This window comes from Mesorhizobium salmacidum (SeqCode), assembly GCF_037179605.1.
Lineage (GTDB): Bacteria > Pseudomonadota > Alphaproteobacteria > Rhizobiales > Rhizobiaceae > Mesorhizobium > Mesorhizobium salmacidum.
Genome location: NZ_JAPYKS010000011.1, coordinates 84959 through 103208 on the forward strand (window position 1 = coordinate 84959; position 18250 = coordinate 103208).

The window sequence follows — 18250 nt, forward strand, 5'->3', positions numbered from 1 at the left end:
CTGTCGCGCCTTGGTCGTCAGCTTATCAAATCGTCTATCCTGATCGGCAAGTCTCGAATGCGTTTGCCCGTGGCATGGTACACGGCGCTCGCCACGGCCGCCGCGGTCCCGACATTGCCAAGCTCCCCCAAGCCTTTGACGCCGGCCGGATTGACGTCCAGGTCGACCTCGGGAACAAGGATGACGTCGACCTGTTTGATGTCGGCGTTGACCGGCACCAGATAGTCCTGCAAATCACGATTGACGTAACGGGCGTTGCGCCGGTCGATTTCCGTCGCCTCGTGAAGGGCTTGGCCGATACCCCAGATCATACCGCCCATCAGTTGGCTGCGCGCGGTGCGCGTGTTCATGATGCGTCCCGCCGCAAAGGCACCGACCACGCGCGGCACCCGGATTTCGCGTGTGTAGCTGTTGACGCGCACTTCGACGAATTCAGCGCCAAAGGCATATTTCACGGAGTCCTTGTCCTGATCGCCGCCGTGGAACTCCGCTTGTCCGGCATAGAGCTTCTTCAGTGCTTCCGGCGTCGAACCCTTTGGCGCAAACTCGGCGTATTCCTCTATCGCGCCGATCTGCATCGCCTTGAAGACATCCGACAGCTTGGCGGATTTGCCGCCGCTTGCCACGATCTTCTCCTGCTCCATCTCCAGCTTGGCATTGCCGGAACCGGCCAGCGGCCCGTCTCCAGCGACGGCTGCCGCGAAAAGTTTGGCGCGCACCGCGTCACAGGCCTTCAGAACCGCCGAGCAGACGCTCGCTGTCGAAATCGAGCCGCCCGAGACCGGCGCCGGCGGCAGGGCGCTGTCGCCCATCTCGACGCTGATCTTGTCCATCCCTATCCCCAGACGTTCGGCGGCCATCTGCCCGGCGATGGTGCGCACACCAGTGCCGATCTCATGCGAGCCGCACTGAACGCGAACTTGGCCATCGGCGGTCAGGCGAACACGGGCCGCGCATGGCGCGCTTGCCGTGGGATAGATTGCGGTCGCGCAACCCATGCCGACCAGCCAGTCGCCATCGCGCATCGACCCGACCGCGGCATCACGCTTCGACCAGCCGAAGGCCTCCGCAGCCTGGTCGTAGCATTTGACCAGTGACCGGCTGGAGAATGGCTTGCCGCCGATAGGCTCTTTTTCAGGCTCGTTGATGCGCCGAAACTCGACGGGATCCATGCCGAGCGCCACAGCCATTTCGTCCATGGCATTCTCGAGCGCGTAGACGTACGGCGTCTCCGGCGGCGAGCGCATGTAGCCCGGTGTGTTGCGGTCGGCATGGACGACCGAAACATGAGTGAGCACCGAACCGTAATTGTACATGCGGCCGGTGGCGGACGTGCCGCCGACGACATAAGGGTCAGGGCGTGACGTCACCTCCCAGCCCTCATGTCCGAACGCCGTGATGCGGCCGTCCTTGCTGGCGCCTATGCGAATTCGATGCCTGGTCTCGGCGCGATAGGTCTGGGTGTTGAAGGCCTGCATGCGGCTGACGACGCAGCGTACCGGCCGCCCAACACGACGTGCAGCAATCGCGACAATTGCCGTGCGAGCCGTCATCGGCCCCTTGGAACCAAAGGCGCCCCCGACATAAGGGCTGACAATCCGCACATTGCCAGGGTCGACCTTCAACTGCCGGGCAAGTTCGATTTTCCAGCCGGTGACATTCTGGCTTGGCTCATGGACGGTGAGTTGATCGCCTTGCCACATCGCCGTGGTCGAGAACAGTTCGATCGGATTGTGATGCTGGGTCGGCGTGGAGTATTTTTGGTCGATCTTGACGGCAGCGGATGCATAGGCAGCGTCGAAGTCGCCTGCTTTGACATCCTCCTGCAACATCGGGCTTTTGCCGGCCGCCGGTTCCACTTTCACGCCTTTGGAATCGAAGCTGGCGCTGGGCGGTTCGTCTTCGTAGTCGGCGCGGATCAACATCGACGCTTCCTCCGCCGCCTCGAATGTCTCGGCAACGACCAGAGCGATGATCTGGCCGTCGTGGAAAATCGTCTTGTCATGCAGGGGTGCGATAGAGCTCGCACCGGTGTTGCCAAATTTCGGAGTGTCCGTCTGATCCATGTCGCCATAGGTGATGATGTCCAGCACTCCGGGCACGGCCCTGGCGTCATCGGTATGGAGTTTGGAAACCTTGCCCCGAGCGATGCTGCTGGTGGCAAGAGCGCCATAAGCGACATTGGCCGTGGCGATGTCGGCCGGATAGCTGGCTTGTCCGGTAACCTTCAGCCTGCCGTCGATGCGGACAACCGGTTGGCCTTGGTTTTCTTTTGGAACTGGCGCGGCTTGATTCATGGCTCAGACCTTCATGTCACGGGTTTCGAGCAGCGCTCGCACCAGCGTGCGCTTTCCCAGCGGTATCTTGAATGCGTTGTGTTCTCGTGGCCTGGCATCGGCGAATGCGGCTTCGGCCGCAGCTGCCGCGGTCTTGTCGTCGAGGGCATTGCCGCGCAGCGCATCCTCCGCCGCCCTCGCGCGCCACGGCACCGTCGCGACGCCGCCGAGCGCGATGCGCGCTTGCCCGACCGTGTTTCCATCCATCTCCAGCGCAACCGCCGCCGAAGCTAGCGCGAATGCGTAGGATTCGCGGTCGCGTATCTTCAGGTAGCGCGAGCGACGGCTCCATGCGCCAAGCGGAACATCGATGGCGACGATGACTTCATCGGCGGCCAGATCCGTCTCGATGTTGGGCGTGTCGCCGGGAAGCCGGTGCAGCCCGGCGATCGGGATCTTGCGCTGGCCACGCCGCCCTTCCACTTCAACGACCGCGTCGAGCGCGATCAGCGCCTGCGCGAAATCACCGTGATAGGTAGCGATGCAGGCATCGCTGACGCCGAGCACGGCATGCTGGCGGTTTACCCCTTCCATCGCCGCACAGCCGGAGCCGGGCTCCCGCTTGTTGCACGGCCAGGAGGTTTCGCGAAAATACTCGCAACGCGTTCGCTGCAGGATATTGCCGGCGAGGCTGGCCATATTGCGAAGCTGGCCGCTGGCGGCGAATTTCAGACTGTCGGCAAGAAGCGGGCAGCGGCGCCTGACTTCATTGTTATCGGCTGCCTCACCCATGCGAACCAGCGCACCGAAACGGATGGTGTCGTCGTCGGTTTTGATCTGACGCAAAGCAGGCTCGGCAAGCTCGTTAAGGTCGAGCAACCGCTCCGGCTGCGCGACACCCAGCTTCATGTAGTCGGCCAGATTGGTGCCGCCGGCGATGAACTGGGTGTTGGCCTGTGTTGGCGCAACATGCCTGGCCTCAAGATGAGACGCCATGGCGATCGCCGCCGAGACGCTCGTTGGTCTTTCATAGAGGAAGGGACGCATCCTAGGCTCTCCTGATCTCGTCGCGTGCCTGGATGATCGCCGCAACGATGTTCGGATAGGCCGCGCACCGGCACAGATTGCCGCTCATATATTCGCGGATGTCATCCTCCGAACCGGCATGGCCTTCATCGATGCAACCGATGGCGGACATGATCTGGCCCGGCGTGCAGTAGCCACATTGAAAGGCATCATGGTCGACGAACGCCTGCTGTACCGGGTGCAGTTCGCCGTCGGCCGAAGTCAGGCCTTCGACAGTCGTGACCTCGCGTCCCTGGTTCATGACGGCGAAGCTCAGGCAGGATAGCACCCGCTTCCCATCGACAAGAACGGTGCAGGCGCCGCACTGGCCGTGGTCGCAACCCTTCTTGGTACCGGTCAGGCCAACATGATCACGCAGGGCGTCAAGCAGGCTCGTGCGATTGTCGAGTGCCAGGGTGTAGGCCTGCTTGTTGATCCGAAGCGAGATCGTCGACAGGTCGCGCGGTTCGACCGCTCTGGCGGGCGATGGCTCGGCGGCTCTTGTCGAGGTGGCCATGAGAGGCACTGCGGCTGCCGCCGTAACAGAACCCGTCATGAAGGTGCGTCTGCTCAGGCCGCTGGGATTTGTGGAATTGGACATGGCTGGCTTTCCGGCTGGCTGGAGTCTCAAGCGGACCAAACTGCTCGCGGGAGGCAAAGTTCCCTCCCTCACACCGCTGTGATCGTTTCTTTTGCAGGACGGCCAGGACGGCCGTGCGGAACTTCACCCGCGAGGCCGTGGTTGTCCTCGACAGGTCAAGAAAGGAGGTGATCATGAGCAACGACCGGAGCGATCGGAATGGTGACGAAGGCCCTGTCTTTTCGGCTGAACAGGCGATGCAAGGTGAGATCATCCTGCGCACCCGCACACGCCGGATCATCTTCATCGCAGGACTGGTCGGCATCGTGATCCTCATCGCCGTGATCAGATTTGCCGTCCGTTGAGTGGCTTTGGAGCTGATTCCCGACCAATGCCGCCCAGCCTGTTCGTCAGGAACTTTTGTGAAGAGCTGTCGTTTAGTCGGTCGTTAAAGCGGTCGGCGCCATCCTTGAAAGTTCTCCCCGTGGACGCAAAAACCGAGACTGAAGAACCAGACAAAATCAGGAATGCGCGCGGCGCTTCGAGCAAGGCCGGACCAGATGCGTCGCCAAAGCGCATGGGCGATGTGGCGCAGCCCATCGCTCCGGAGCGCGAAACACGGGGCAAGGAGGCGGATGAACAAAAGCCCAGCCTCCTAGGTTTTCCCCGGCGGCATCCATACGCGTCCATTGCAATCCTGATCGTGCTGCTGCTGGCCGCGGTAGGGCTGGCCATGTGGTGGCTGAATGCCCGCCAGTATGAATCGACCGACGACGCTTTTATCGACGCCCGCACGATAACGGTCAGCGCCGAGATATCAGGACGGATCACTGACCTTGCGGTGACCGACAACCAGCCGGTCAAGGCGGGCGACGTCCTGTTGCGCATCGATGACAGCGACTATCAGGCCAGCCTCAAGCAGGCCGATGCCGGGGTGGCCTCGGCGCAGGCCGACATTGTCGACGTAGGGGCTCAGATCGCAGCTCAAAACGCAAAGATCGATGAAGCGCAGAAGCAGATGGCGCAAGCGCAGGCCGCCCTCGATTTTGCCAAAGCCGAGGACCAGCGGAACCGTGAACTTCTTGCCAAGGGCACGGCTACCCAACAGCAGGCGCAGCAGGCCGCTTCCACGCTGCGCCAGGACCAGGCTGCTCTCGACAGCGCCCAAGCCAATGTGGATGCCGCCAAGAGCCAGGTCGCTGTTTTGCAGGCGCAGACCAAGAGCGCCGAAGCCAAGCTCGATCAGGCCAAGGCCAGCCAGAACCAGGCGAGTACGATGCTGTCCCGCACAACCATCACCGCACCGGTCGCCGGGCGGGCAACCAGCATTTCGGTCGCCAACGGCACCTATGCCCAGCCAGGCCAGGTTCTGATGATGTTTGTTCCCGACGAAGTCTGGGTGAAGGCCAACTTCAAGGAGACACAGCTTGATCTGATGCGGCCGGGACAGCCGGTCGACATCGACATCGACGCCTATCCGGAAAGATCTTTTCATGGCCGCGTCGACAGCATCCAGGCGGGTAGTGGCACCGCCTTCAGCCTGCTGCCAGCCGAAAACGCCACCGGCAACTTCGTCAAGGTGGTGCAGCGCGTGCCGGTGAAGATCGTCTTCGACAAAGCGCCCGGCGTGCTGCTGGGGCCGGGCCTGTCGGTGGTGCCGACGGTCAAGGTGCGATGACTGGCGAAATCTCCGGCGACCAAAGCGAAAGCCGGTCCGCCGCCGGCGGGCGCAACCCGTGGCTGATCGCCATCGTCGTCTCCATCGCCACCTTCATGCTGGTGCTGGATACCTCGATCGCCAACGTGGCGCTGCGCAACATCGCCGGCAGCCTGGCTGCCGGGATGGACGAGAGCACCTGGGTGATCACTACCTATCTGGTCGCGAATTCCGTAATCATCCCGGTCAGCGGCTGGTTGGCCAGCGTGATCGGGCGGAAGCGCTACTACATGCTTTGCGTGGCAACGTTCACTATTGCATCGCTGTTGTGCGGCCTCGCACCCAATCTGGAAATGCTCATTTTCTTCAGGATACTGCAGGGCCTCGGCGGCGGCGGCATGGCGCCGAGCGAACAGTCCATCCTTGCCGATACCTTTCCGCCCGAGAAGCGTTCCCAGGCTTTTGCCCTTTATGGCGTCGCCGTCATCGTCGCACCGACAGTCGGGCCGACCCTCGGCGGCTGGCTGACCGACCATTTCTCCTGGCACTGGATATTCTTCATCAACGTGCCGTTCGGCATCATGTCGCTTGCCTTGGTGCAGTGGCTGCTTGTCGAGCCGGACGTGATCGAGCGCGAACGTCAGGAGCGGCTGAAGGGCGGCCTCAGAATAGATTGGGTCGGGTTCATCCTGGTCGCCACCGCTCTTGGCTGCCTGGAAATCTTCCTCGATGAGGGTCAGCGCAACGACTGGTTCGCATCGGGTTTCATCACGACTTTTGCCGTGATTTCGGCGATCTCGTTCCTGCTGCTCATCCCATGGGAGTTTAGTCACCGCGATCCGATCGTCGATATACGCCTGCTCTTCAGCCGCCAGTTCGGTACGTCGTTCCTGGTGATGATGGCGGTCGGCGCCGTGTTGTTCAGCACCACGCAGTTGATGCCGCAGCTGCAACAGACCGCCTTCGACTATACGGCCACTCTGTCGGGCCTTTCCATGATGCCCGGCGGCATCGCCATGCTGATCCTGATGCCGATTTCCGGATTTGCCGCCGGATTGGTGCAGCCCAAATATCTGATTGTGATGGGCATGTCCGTTGTCGTGGTCGCCTTGTGGCACATGACGTCGCTCACTCCGGATGCCAGCTTCCGCTTCTTTGCCTTCGCGCGCATCTTCCTGATGATCGGCCTGCCGTTCCTGTTCATTCCCATTTCGACAGCGGCCTATGTCGGCCTCGCTCCGCAGAAGACCAACCAGGCGTCGGCGCTGATCAACGTCGCCCGCAACATCGGCGGGAGCATCGGCGTGTCATTGTCGAACACCGTGATCGCGCAAAACGCGCAGCTGCATCAATCGAACCTTGTCAGCCATACCGCGCAATCGTCGTCGGCCTATCAGCAGTTGCTGCGTCAGGTGACGGATCACTTTGTCGCCCAGGGCTCGAACATGCTTGAGGCCAAGCAGCAAGCCGTCGGCTGGCTCGGGCAGTTGATCGCGCGCCAGGCCTCGCTGCTCGCCTACATCGACGTTTTTCGCTACTGCGCCATTGCGACGGCACTGTTTGTTCCCCTCGCCTTGCTGCTGCGGTCTCCAAAACCCGACAAGCGCCAGCCGAAATAACCGCGCCCCGCCGACCTCTTCCAGAACTTCCGCCGCCTGCGTTTTCTCGGCACTTATTGCAAGTCGCCGGCATTGAATGTGGCGAATGACCGGCAACGTCAGATCCAGTTCGAGAGAACCGTCTCCATCTCGACGGTCTCCACCTGCTGCGCGAACCGTTGGTGATAAACGGTCAGCAGCGCGTCATGCGTTGCGTCGGAAGAACTGCACAGCGCATCCGTAACGAGAACCACGCGATAGCCGAAATCGATCGCTCCGAGCACCGTAGCCAGAACGCACACGTCGGTTTCGCCGCCGGTGATGACCAGCGTATCGATGTCGCGTTCGTTCAGAAAAGCCCGGAGGTGACCTTCGAACCAAGGCGAGTATATGTGCTTGTCGATGATGGCCGCTGGCGGGCAGTAAGCGGCTAATGCCGGCAACAGGCCGACCATTTCGGGATCAATATTTTCGATCGCCATCGAGGCCCAGCGCTCATAATAGCGCTTCCATGTACCAACGCCCTGCCCCGGCTTTTGCGCGGGCAGGAAGCGCGTGAAGACGGTCTGTGGCGCTCGTCTTTCGACCAACCTTTCGATATGAGGAAGGACACGGGTGATCCAGGGGGTCGCCCACTGCGACGGCTCGGCAAACAGCTTTTGCATATCGACACAGACATGCATGCACCGATGCCCCAACGGACCATATGCCAAGCCCGGCATCGACATCGAAGATAGTCCTATTCCATGACATGCGGGGTGTGCCGTTTGTCCTCCAAAGGGTCGACATCGATGCGCGCCTTTTGCGGATCGAAGGTGCCATGACCTGCGATGGCCCGCGCTGCCGTATCGGGCGTCTCGTATGCCCACATGAAGTCGTCGGCCGAGCTACCGACAGCATGGACCCGCCAATAGCTCGCGGTTCCCTTGAGCGGTGAGCTGCTTGTGGTGTTGGTCTTTTCGAAAAGCTCGAAATAGATGTCCTCGAAAGGGATAAAGAACGTCGGCTCCTGTCCCTCTTCCCTGACTAGCTTCGCGCGCTCCGTGGCTGCGACCACAGCATCGGAAAATCGCACGGTCACCGTTCCGGCAAACGGCTCTATGGTCAGTGGACGAAAGTCGTGTTCTGACATTGCGACTGAAGTTTGCATCCGAATTCTCCCTGGCTATCGTTTGATCGTCAGACTGCGTTTCGATCCATCAATGAAAACGAAATGCGCGGCGATGCGTCAGGTTCCAGCTTGTGCGGTGAAGCCAAATGGACCGCCGAGCCAAGCGATTATCGGCTACCGAAACTGTCGAGAAAGCTCGCCAACAGCCGCGAAACCTCGTGTGGAGCCTCACGTGTCGGGAAGTGCCCGACCGCGTCCAGGACCACTCGTTTGTAGGGCGCCGTGAAATGCTCCTCCAGTCCTTCCGACGATGGGGTCAGTACAACACGGTCGTCGCCACCATGAAGCGTCAAGGTCGGCACCGTGATGATCTTGACCGATGTTTGCCGGCGGGCCAGCTCCGCGTAGCACGGATCGGGCTCCGCCTCACCCCAGCGAACCCGATAGGAATGCAACGTCACGTCCGGCCAATCCGGGTTGTCGAAGGATGCAGCCACTTCATCGAAAATTGTGTCGTCGAACCAGCCCAACGGGCTCCAGCTGTCCCATTGGAATCTGGCAAATTCCTTGCGGTTCTTTCGCACGAACTCGGCGCCGCGCGCTGTTGCCATGAACCATTGATACCAAAACGCTTTCGCCTGTTCAGGCGCCGGCGTTGCCGGTTTGCCGGGTTGCCAGCCAAGCGATAGCGCAGCGCAGCAACTGATGCGATCGGGAAAGATCGAGGCCAGGAGGTAGGCGATCCGTGCTCCCCAGTCGTGACCGACGATCGCAAAGCGGCTGAGGCCAAGCGCATCGGCAAAGTCCAGCACGTCCTGCGCCATTGCGGCAATTTCGCCGGATCGCATGGTTTCTTTCGACAGGAACGACGTCTGTCCAAAACCTCGCAGCCACGGCGAAAACGTCCGAAAGCCGCCCTCGTGAAGGACCGGCGAAATGCGCGCGTAAGTGGTCGCGTCGTCCGGCCAGCCATGCAGCAGGACGACCGGCGGACCGTCTTGCGGGCCACCATCGAGATAGGCGATGCGCAACAGTGGCGTATCGCAAAATGAGACAGGGTTCATTTGCTCTCCGGCGCTGTTACCGGCTGGTCGCCGCCAGTCGTCGACTTGGGTCTGGCATCCTGGTCAACCTGCGGATTCTTGTTGATGGCGTCGGTGTTGGCTTTCGTCGGTTCGGTGCTGTCATCACAGGCGCCGAGCGCGAGGGCAGCAGCCAACACCAGAAGCGACAAGGATTTCTTCATCGAAACCTCCTCTGGCTGATGTTCGACAACGAGGCTCCGCGAATTTGGTTGCCCGGTTTGCCGCTCGGGCGCCCGCCGATCAGCCATCCGCAAAAAGCGTTGCCGCCACGGCGATTGAGGTCAGGCTCGTCATTGCAAGGAAGGCTCTGATGACGTGCGACATCTCCCACATATTCCGGAAATCTCTCCAATCACCATCTTGCTTTCGAGCGAACATGGAGAAAAACGCCACGCCCGATCTCGGCATGGCGACGTCCTGCACCCAAAAATTATTGACGGGGTGTGTGAGCAACCAATACGTCGCGTGTTGCGCCGCCAGGAAGAATAGCGACGCGAGCGTCCACCAGAAACGAGCACTTGCAGAAGGCGTCAAATAGAGCAGGATGGCGAGCGCGAGGATGCCTCCGATTTCGGCAAAACCGCCGATCGTGAAGCCGGGATAGTAGATCGTCTGCACTGCTTTGTAGGTCGCTTCTTTCAGGCGCATTTTGCCCGGTAGCTCCAACGCATGCGCAAGCGAGAGCGCTGTTGCGATTGCAACCAGCAGGAGCGTGAAAACCATCAAGACGCGCATGCTCTTATTCTTTAACCGTGCCCTTTCGCAACCGGCATGGGGTGGCGGTTGCCGCCGCCGTAGCCGGCAGAACGCAGAGAAGTGATCGTGCAGCCGTTCAGCAATGCCACGAGCACAGGGACTGATCGACAAGACGGGTCAGGTGGGGTCGCACCGCACGCGGTTGCGAACAGGAGACGATCCTCACCTAAGCCGCCCGGCGCGTCAGAACATGATCCTTTGCCTCAGCCAGGTAAGAAACCTGTTGCCGCCAATTGTCGCGCGGACCCGAGCCGCAGCCCACCGCGCTTTCATGGTAGCGCCTACGTGACAATCGCAAACGATGTCATGCAGTTGCCAGTCGTTCAGTTCGAAGAAGCGCTTGGCCTCGCCATAAGTGTCATCCCTTAGACCCGACGCGCGCAGCATCGGGTCTTCGAAGGCAACAGTTATTGCCGACCCTTCGCCGCGTGCCATGGCGCGTGCCTCCGGATGCATGTGTTCGGTACCTGTAAACGCGCCAAGGCATCGCTCGGGATTCTGATCGAGAAGTTCAGCCCAGCGCGCGATGCGCTCATCTCGCGTCATTTCCGTATGTGGCGCCGAGGGTTCAATCCTGGCGACGGCCTGCAGTTGATCGAGTGTCTGGTGTTTCATGGTCAGCTCCTGTCGTGGAGGGAGAAGTGCCCACGCCTTCAAGGGAATTATCGCGCGGCGGTGCTTCGACAAGGGCGCAAAACCGGAGAATTCGGCCCCCACCAAAATGCGGCTGGCCGGATCATAAACGCACTGACAGCGTTCACCGAATGGAGGGCCTTTCCATAAGCCACTGATCCAAGATCAGGATGCATCCATGCTCATCCAGCCGATCGACTATTTCCTTGCCATCTGGTTCTCTGTTGCCGCTGCCTCCACTCTCCATGTCGGCTTCGACCAGTACCGCAACAATCCCGAACCGGTGGTGATGAAGTGGGGCTTCATCCTGGTGACGCTTTATATGGGCCCAATCGGCCTGCTGCTCTATGTGTTGGCCGACAAGGAACCACGACCGGGCGAGCACGAGGTCTTTACACGGCCGCTGTGGAAGCAGGGCGTCGGCTCGACCATTCACTGCGTTGCCGGGGATGCGACAGGCATCATTCTGGCCGCCGTCATCACGGCGACGCTCGGCTTGCCGATGTGGCTCGATCTCATCGTCGAATATGTCTCCGGCTTCGCCTTCGGCCTGTTCATCTTCCAGTCGCTGTTCATGAAGTCGATGATGGGCGGCACCTATTGGCGGAATGTGCGCAAGAGCTTCCTGCCCGAGTTCATCTCGATGAATTTCATGATGGCAGGAATGGCACCTGTCATGGGCTTCTTGATGATGGGACGTGACATGCGCGCGATGGAGCCGACGGAACTTCTGTTCTGGGGCGTGATGTCGATCGGCGTTATCGCCGGCTTCACGCTCGCCTATCCCGCCAATGTCTGGCTGGTGGCACGCGGATTGAAGCATGGGCTGATGACGCTGCGCCCGCAGACCAGCGGAACGAGCAGTCGAGAACCGTCCGCGCACCAACGGCAAGGGCGACACCACGACAAAACCTCCCACGGGGCAAAAGCAGTGGCCACCAGATGAATTCGGACGCTACGACCACGCAGATCGCGGCCCTCGGCCTGGTATCCTTGATCACGCTGGCGGTCGGCATGGCCGCGCCGGCGAACTGGCTGAATTTGACGCTGTCGGCGCGTGACGTCGGTGGGGTGATCATGCCGCAAGGCATGATCATGGATCGCGATACGCCGGCCGAGGCCATGCGTGACATGGCGGCAACCGATCCGCGTCGGGTGACAGCGTCCTACGATCTCGCTGCCAGAGGCGACCAGGAACTGCCGTTTCGCCTGGAGAACGGCATCAAGGTGTTCGAACTCAGGCCGTCGGTCATCCGTTGGCAGATACTGCCCGACGTCGCGGTCGATGCCTATGCCTATAACGGACAGATTCCCGGGCCGCGCATCCACATCAGACAGGCCGACAGGGTCCGCATCAATGTCACCAATGACCTACCGGAGGAAACGACGGTGCATTGGCACGGCATGATCCTGCCGAACCAGATGGACGGCCCCGCCGAGATTACCCAGGCGCCGATCGAGCCCGGGCAATCCTATTCCTATGAATTCACCGCCACCCAGCATGGGACCTATTTCTATCATCCGCACGCCAAGCCCGACCGCACCCAGGCGCTCGGCCTCTATGGCGCGCTGATCATCGACCCCGCCAATCCCGCCGATGAGGTTCAGGCCGACCATGACTACGTGATCGAACTACAGGAATGGCTGGTGCGCGATGGGCTGACCTATCCCTCGATGCCGATGGAAGGCGGCATGCCGAATTTTTTCACCATCAACGGCAGGGCCTATCCCTCAACCGATACGATCCACATGAAGCTCGGCGAGACGCTGAAAGTGCGTTTCATCGGCACCAATAATGGCTTTATCCATCCAATGCATATCCATGGCGGCCCCTTCGAGGTTGTTGCCCGCGATGGCGAAACACTTGCCCCGCCGGCGCGCTTCCTGGCCGATACGATCAACCTTGGGCCAGGGCAGCGCTATGACGTCGTCTGGAAGGCGCGACAGCGCGGCAAATGGCTGATCCACTGCCACATTCCGCATCACACGACGAACAACAATGTCGAGGAAAAGGGCGGCGGCGGGTTGATGGTCATCATCGACGTCAGCTAATCGGGACTGAGCCCCTGGCCAAACAGGTGCGCCTCGCCGACAGACGAGCGGTCCGATAGCGATCTAGCACCCCCCGCGGCAATCCGGAGGTTGCGTTCATCGCATCCTACTTCTTGATAATGTTGCCGTCGCGCAGGTCGAATGCTTCGGCGTCGCGAGCCTGGCGGTAGAAATCGTCCTGCAATTCACCCCATTCGCCGAGAAAAGCACCGCAATTGCTGCAATAAATTGGCGTCGACTCCGTGGCGTTGTCAGGAATGTCCATCTGGATCGTCCCACAAGCCTTGCAATCGAGTTTGTCGTCCAATTTGCGTGCCATTTTCCAATGATCGCGCATTTTTCACACAGGAGCCAATTGTCGATTTCGTACGGAGCGGTGCCTGCGATCATCCTCTGCTTCGTTTTGATCCGGTCCAAGATGAGGATCAAGCGATGGCAGGTTCCGTGCGAGCGGCTCAGACGGCAAGCTGACGTCGGTCCGATGTTTTTCGCGTTCAGGGCTTCCGGGCCGGCAGTGGTGGAGAGGGTTGGATTCGAACCAACGTAAGCTAAGCTAACGGATTTACAGTCCGTCCCCTTTAACCACTCGGGCACCTCTCCAATTTGCCGCCGGAGCCATGCAACGAGGCATTCGCGCCAATTTCGGACCCGAGTTGTGTCTTCTCCGAAACCAGCGAAGCGCCTTATGGCGGCAAGGCCAGTGGGTGTCAACCGCGCAGGAAGGGTTTTTCGATGTTGTTCGCCGGCTGCGGCGACAGGGCATATCCTTGGCGGGAGGAGACGGCTATAGAAGCCGGCCATGAGCAACAATTCCAATACCCCGAAAGACACCCACTACGCCAAGCTGCGCCGCGCCTTTCGCGACGAGAAAAGCGGCGGCGCGCCGGCGTTCAAGCCCCGGCAACCCGTGCCACCAGGCGAAAATGCGGCCGACGGGCTGGTGCGGCTCTACGGCCTGCATACGGTGCGTGCGGCACTCGACAATCCGCGCCGCCGGATCAAGAAAATGCTGGTGACGCGCAATGCGGCCGAGCGCCTTGAGATAGCCGATCTCGCCGCCTTGCCCTTCAGGGCGGAACTGGTCGAACCCAGGGACATCGACAAGATTACCGGCTCGGACGCCGTGCATCAGGGCGTACTGATCGAGGCGGAGCCGCTGAAGCCCAAGCGCCTCGACGCACTCGGCGACACCAGGCTGGTGCTGGTGCTCGACCAGGTCACCGATCCGCACAATGTCGGCGCCATCCTGCGTTCGGCGGTGGCTTTCGGCGCCGGCGCGTTGATCACCACGGCCCGCCATAGTCCGCAGGAATCCGGCGTGCTGGCAAAATCCGCCTCCGGCGCGCTGGAGCATATCGATCAGATCGAGGTCAAGAACCTCGCCGATGCGCTGGGCCAGTTGCACGAGTCCGGCTTCCAGACCATCGGGCTTGATTCGGACGGGCCGGCGGAACTCGAAATCAGCTTTGCCGGAGACCGGATAGCGCTGGTGCTCGGCGCCGAAGGCAAGGGCCTGCGCCAGAAGACGCGCGAGACGGTGACGACGTTGGCCCGCCTCGACATGCCCGGCGCTATCCGCTCGCTCAACGTGTCGAACGCAGCGGCGGTCAGCCTTTATGCGGCGCGGGCATTTCTGAAGCGCGGCTGACTGGGAGCGGCAAGTCTCTCGCCAGGAATCAAAACGGGTCCCGGCGACGCTTGCCGGAACCCGTTCCTGGGTTAGGACAAAAGGTGACGGCTTGGGAACGTTATGCCGCCCTCTCCCGACCTATGCCGCTTTGCCTTTCACTTCGGCTGGCTCGCCACCGACCTCGAAATTCGCCATCCGCTCCAGCGCCCTCACCAGCGCGGAATGATCTTCCTTCGCGCCGCCATTGGCCGCACAGGAATTGAACAGCTGCTGGGTGGTCGAGGTGTTGGGCAGTGACACACCGAGCGTCTTCGCACCCTCCAGTGCCAGGTTGAGATCCTTCTGGTGCAGTTCGATGCGGAAACCCGGAGCGAAGGTGCGCTTGACCATGCGCTCGCCATGCACTTCGAGGATGCGTGACGCTGCCAGCCCGCCCATCAGCGCCTGCCTGACTTTGGCCGGATCGGCGCCGGCTTTCGATGCAAAAACAAGTGCTTCGGCGACGGCTTCAATGGTTAGCGCGACGACGATCTGGTTGGCGACCTTGGTGGTCTGGCCGACACCGTTCGGCCCGACCAGCGTGATGTTCTTGCCCATCTTTTCGAAAACCGGTTTCGCCCGCTCGAAGATCTTTTCGTCGCCGCCGACCATGATGGTGAGGGATGCCGCCTTGGCGCCGACCTCACCGCCCGAAACCGGCGCATCGAGATAGGCGCAACCGAGATCGTTGATCCTTTTTGCGAATTCCTTTGTCTCGATCGGCGAGATCGAACTCATGTCGATGACGAGTTTGCCCTTGGCCAGGCCGGACGCGACGCCGTTCTGACCGAACAGCACCTCGGCCACCTGTGGGGTATCCGGCACCATGGTGATGATGATCTCGGCGGCCTTGGCCACGGCGGCATGGCCGGTAACCGTCTTCAGGCCCTTGGCAATAAGATCGGCCGGCGGCTTGGAGCGGTGGTCGCTGGCGATGACGCTGTAGCCGGCGTCGAGCAGATGCCCCGCCATAGGCGCGCCCATGATGCCGAGGCCTATGAAGCCGATGATTTCCATTGTTTCTCTCCGTCTCTGTCAGGGCAGCGTGCGTGGCGCGAAATTCCCGCTACGCCGTCGCGCTTCCCGCCCGGTCAGTTCCCTGAACCACCCTAGTCCGGCTTCCGTCCCCGCCTTCGGCTTGTATTCCGCTCCCACCCAGCCGGAATAACCAATCCGATCGATATGGTCGTAGAGGAAAGGATAATTGATCTCGCCCGTCCCCGGCTCGTGACGGCCGGGATTGTCCGCAAGCTGGATATGCGCGATGCGGCCGAGGTTTGCCTCGATTTTACGGGCGAGATCCCCCTCCATGATCTGCATGTGATAGATGTCGTATTGCAGGTACAGGTTCTTCGAGCCGACGCGGTCGATCAGGGCCAGCGCCTGGTCGGAATAGTTCAGGAAGAAGCCGGGAATATCGCGCGTATTGATTGGTTCGATCAGCAGCTTGATGCCGGCCTGCTCCAGCTTCTCCGCCGCGAAGGCGAGATTTTCGGCAAAGACATTTCCAAGCGTATCGCGTGCAATGCCCTGCGGCGCGATGCCGGCGAGGCAGTTGACCTGCCCGCAGCCAAGCGCCTGCGCATAAGTGATCGCCTTGGCGATGCCCTGGCGGAATTCCGGCACACGATCCGGCAGCACGGCGATGCCGCGCTCGCCCTTGGCCCAGTCGCCCGCCGGCAGGTTGAACAGCACTTGCGTCAGGTCGTTCTTCTTCAGTCGTGCGGCCACCACATCGGGCGCGTGATCATAAGGGCCGATATATTCGACACCCTTGAAGCCGGCGCGGGCGGCGGCATCGAAACGGTCGAGGAAATCATGCTCGCCAAAGAGCATCGACAGATTGGCTGAAAACCGCGGCATTCTTTTTCTCCCTGGAGCATCGGACCCAAAAGTGGAAACCGGTTTTGGGATAATCCGATGTTCAAACAAAATTAGTCGAGCATCACGATCGCGGTCGGCGTGTCTTCCTGACGTTCGGCAAGGTCCTCGAATTCGGTGATCTTGTCGATCTCGGTGCCCATCGAGATGTTGGTGACCCGTTCGAGAATGAATTCGAGCACGACCGGAACCTGGTGCTCCTTCATCAATCGCTCCGCTTGCTTGAAAGCGCCGGCGAATTCCTCCGGCTTGCGCACCCTGACCGCCTTGCAGCCCATCGCCTCGGCGACGGCGACATGGTCGACGCCGTAGCCGGCCTCGGGATCGCCTGTACGGTTGATGTTCTCGAAGGCGAGGCTGACCTCATAATCCATCGAGAAGCCGCGCTGGGCCTGGCGGATCAGGCCGAGATAAGCATTGTTCACGACGACGTGGATGTAGGGCAGCTTGTGCTGCGCGCCGACCGCCAGTTCCTCGATCATGAACTGGAAATCATAGTCGCCCGACAGCGCCACGATGGTGCGGTCTGGATCGGCGGCGCGCACGCCAAGTGCTGCCGGCAGCGTCCAGCCGAGCGGACCGGCCTGGCCGCAATTGATCCAGTTGCGCGGTTTGTAGACATGCAGGAACTGCGCCCCGGCAATCTGCGACAGGCCGATGGTGGTGACATAGGTGACGTCACGGCCGAACGCCCTGTTCATCTCCTCGTAGACACGCTGCGGCTTCAGCGGCACCTGGTCGAAATGCGTCTTGCGCTTCATCGTCTTCTTGCGGTCCTGGCATTCCTTCGCCCAGCCTGACCAGTCGCGCAGCCTGCCCGCCGTCTTCCACTCGGTGGCGACGTCGAGCAGCATCTTCAGCGCCGCGCCCGCATCGGAGACGACGCCGAGATCAGGCGCGAAGACACGGCCTATTTGAGTGGGCTCGATGTCGACATGGATGAACTTTTTTCCCTTTGTATAAACATCGACCGAGCCGGTGTGGCGGTTGGCCCAGCGGTTGCCGATGCCGAAGACGAAATCGGCCTCCAGCATCGTCGCATTGCCGTAGCGGTGCGAGGTCTGCAGACCGCACATACCGGCCATCAGCCGGTGGTCGTCGGGGATCGCGCCCCAGCCCATCAGCGTCGGGATCACCGGAACGCCCGTGATCTCGGCAAATTCGATCAGCAGGTCGGAGGCGTCGGCATTGATGATGCCGCCGCCGGCGACGATCAGCGGCTTCTCGGCCGCGTTGAGCATCGCCAGCGCCTTTTCGGCCTGGGCGCGTGTCATCGCCGGCTTGAATGGCGCCAGCGGCTCATAGGCATCGATGTCGAACTCGATCTCGGCCAATTGGACGTCGGCCGGCAGGTCGATCAGCACCGGACCCGGCCGCGACGACCGCATCAGATGGAACGCCTTCTGCAGCGCCATCGGCACCAGATAGGGCTCCATGACCGTCACCGCCCATTTGGCGACGGGCGCGGCGATGGCGGCGATGTCGACAGCCTGGAAATCCTCCTTGTTCAGCCGCGCGCGCGGCGCCTGTCCTGTGATGCACAGGATCGGAATGGAATCGGCCGCGGCCGAATAGAGCCCGGTGATCATGTCGGTGCCGGCCGGCCCCGAAGTGCCGATGCAGAGGCCGACATTGCCTGCCTTGGCGCGGGTATAGCCTTCGGCCATATGCGAGGCGCCTTCGACGTGGCGGGCAAGGACATGGCGAATGGTGCCCCTCGCCTTCATCGCCGAGTACAGCGGGTTGATCGCCGCGCCCGGCACGCCGAAGGCACAGGAAATGCCTTCCTTTTCGAGAACGAGAACAGCGGCATCGACAGCGCGCATCCTGGCCATTTCCAGCCTCCACGAGATGATTGTTGGATGCTAAGGATGTCACCGGGCGGGT

The 18250-nt window shown here is 61.2% G+C and carries 17 protein-coding genes, 1 tRNA gene and 1 pseudogene; 5 read left to right on the forward strand and 14 right to left on the reverse strand.

All coding sequences use genetic code 11. The features are described 5' to 3' along the window. Positions 1 to 17 precede the first annotated feature (17 nt). From O7A60_RS16550 to O7A60_RS16560, 3 genes are read right to left on the reverse strand one after another with little or no spacing between them, the layout of a single operon-like run. A complete protein-coding gene (locus O7A60_RS16550; protein WP_337107170.1) occupies positions 18 to 2297 on the reverse strand; it encodes a xanthine dehydrogenase family protein molybdopterin-binding subunit in 2280 nt (759 codons plus the stop codon). A 3-nt stretch (positions 2298 to 2300) separates the two neighbouring features. Continuing rightward, positions 2301 to 3323 carry an FAD binding domain-containing protein gene (locus O7A60_RS16555; protein ID WP_337107171.1) on the reverse strand — a complete coding sequence of 341 codons (1023 nt, stop codon included), beginning with the start codon at positions 3321 to 3323 and terminating at the stop codon, positions 2301 to 2303. A gap of 1 nt (position 3324) precedes the next feature. Further along, positions 3325 to 3942 carry a (2Fe-2S)-binding protein gene (locus tag O7A60_RS16560; protein WP_337107172.1) on the reverse strand — a complete coding sequence of 206 codons (618 nt, stop codon included), beginning with the start codon at positions 3940 to 3942 and terminating at the stop codon, positions 3325 to 3327. Between the two features lie 173 nt (positions 3943 to 4115). Here O7A60_RS16560 and O7A60_RS16565 point away from each other — a divergent pair, with 173 nt between their 5' ends. Genes O7A60_RS16565 through O7A60_RS16575 form a run of 3 tightly spaced genes read left to right on the forward strand, consistent with a single transcriptional unit; the run spans position 4116 to position 7197 of the window. Then, complete coding sequence (locus tag O7A60_RS16565) at positions 4116 to 4286, forward strand: hypothetical protein (protein ID WP_337107173.1); 171 nt, start codon at positions 4116 to 4118, stop codon at positions 4284 to 4286. Between the two features lie 26 nt (positions 4287 to 4312). After that, a complete protein-coding gene (locus O7A60_RS16570) occupies positions 4313 to 5599 on the forward strand; it encodes an HlyD family secretion protein (RefSeq protein ID WP_337107174.1) in 1287 nt (428 codons plus the stop codon). Beyond that, positions 5596 to 7197 carry a DHA2 family efflux MFS transporter permease subunit gene (locus O7A60_RS16575; RefSeq protein WP_337107175.1) on the forward strand — a complete coding sequence of 534 codons (1602 nt, stop codon included), beginning with the start codon at positions 5596 to 5598 and terminating at the stop codon, positions 7195 to 7197. Before O7A60_RS16570 ends, O7A60_RS16575 begins: the two co-directional genes overlap by 4 nt. 98 nt (positions 7198 to 7295) lie before the next feature. Here O7A60_RS16575 and O7A60_RS16580 read toward each other — a convergent pair whose 3' ends face one another. The 6 genes from O7A60_RS16580 to O7A60_RS16605 form a co-directional block, all read right to left on the reverse strand. After that, a complete protein-coding gene (locus O7A60_RS16580) occupies positions 7296 to 7904 on the reverse strand; it encodes a cysteine hydrolase family protein (RefSeq protein ID WP_337107176.1) in 609 nt (202 codons plus the stop codon). Positions 7905 to 7915: 11 nt separating this feature from the next. After that, positions 7916 to 8326, reverse strand: a complete 411-nt coding sequence (locus tag O7A60_RS16585) for a DUF427 domain-containing protein (RefSeq protein ID WP_027146881.1) — start codon at positions 8324 to 8326, stop codon at positions 7916 to 7918. A 128-nt stretch (positions 8327 to 8454) separates the two neighbouring features. Continuing rightward, entirely contained in the window at positions 8455 to 9351 is an 897-nt protein-coding gene (locus O7A60_RS16590) for an alpha/beta fold hydrolase (protein ID WP_337107177.1), read from the reverse strand. Further along, the gene (locus O7A60_RS16595) at positions 9348 to 9533 is read right to left on the reverse strand and encodes a hypothetical protein (protein WP_027146879.1); all 186 of its coding nucleotides are present in this window, start codon (positions 9531 to 9533) and stop codon (positions 9348 to 9350) included. Before O7A60_RS16595 ends, O7A60_RS16590 begins: the two co-directional genes overlap by 4 nt. 79 nt (positions 9534 to 9612) lie before the next feature. Then, positions 9613 to 10107 carry a DUF1772 domain-containing protein gene (locus tag O7A60_RS16600; protein ID WP_337107178.1) on the reverse strand — a complete coding sequence of 165 codons (495 nt, stop codon included), beginning with the start codon at positions 10105 to 10107 and terminating at the stop codon, positions 9613 to 9615. A 204-nt stretch (positions 10108 to 10311) separates the two neighbouring features. Then, positions 10312 to 10743 (reverse strand): hypothetical protein, encoded by a 432-nt coding sequence (locus O7A60_RS16605; RefSeq protein ID WP_140711492.1) that lies wholly within the window; start codon positions 10741 to 10743, stop codon positions 10312 to 10314. A gap of 196 nt (positions 10744 to 10939) precedes the next feature. Here O7A60_RS16605 and O7A60_RS31965 point away from each other — a divergent pair. After that, a pseudogene (locus O7A60_RS31965) lies at positions 10940 to 12813 on the forward strand (DUF4396 domain-containing protein). 106 nt (positions 12814 to 12919) lie between these two features. On the opposite strand, the gene O7A60_RS16620 reads toward O7A60_RS31965, so the two are convergent. Further along, positions 12920 to 13120: a hypothetical protein gene (locus O7A60_RS16620; RefSeq protein ID WP_337107181.1), complete on the reverse strand. Its 201-nt coding sequence runs from the start codon at positions 13118 to 13120 to the stop codon at positions 12920 to 12922. A 208-nt stretch (positions 13121 to 13328) separates the two neighbouring features. After that, positions 13329 to 13413: transfer RNA gene (locus tag O7A60_RS16625), tRNA-Tyr, on the reverse strand. Between the two features lie 199 nt (positions 13414 to 13612). Here O7A60_RS16625 and O7A60_RS16630 point away from each other — a divergent pair. After that, positions 13613 to 14461, forward strand: a complete 849-nt coding sequence (locus O7A60_RS16630) for a TrmH family RNA methyltransferase (RefSeq protein WP_337107182.1) — start codon at positions 13613 to 13615, stop codon at positions 14459 to 14461. A 120-nt stretch (positions 14462 to 14581) separates the two neighbouring features. Here O7A60_RS16630 and O7A60_RS16635 read toward each other — a convergent pair whose 3' ends face one another. The 3 genes from O7A60_RS16635 to gcl form a co-directional block, all read right to left on the reverse strand. Continuing rightward, on the reverse strand, positions 14582 to 15499 hold the full coding sequence (locus tag O7A60_RS16635) for a 2-hydroxy-3-oxopropionate reductase (protein ID WP_337107183.1): 918 nt from the start codon (positions 15497 to 15499) through the stop codon (positions 14582 to 14584). 18 nt (positions 15500 to 15517) lie between these two features. Next, the gene (gene otnI / locus O7A60_RS16640; RefSeq protein WP_337107184.1) at positions 15518 to 16345 is read right to left on the reverse strand and encodes a 2-oxo-tetronate isomerase; all 828 of its coding nucleotides are present in this window, start codon (positions 16343 to 16345) and stop codon (positions 15518 to 15520) included. A 71-nt stretch (positions 16346 to 16416) separates the two neighbouring features. After that, entirely contained in the window at positions 16417 to 18198 is a 1782-nt protein-coding gene (gene gcl / locus O7A60_RS16645; protein ID WP_337107185.1) for a glyoxylate carboligase, read from the reverse strand. Positions 18199 to 18250: the final 52 nt, after the last annotated feature.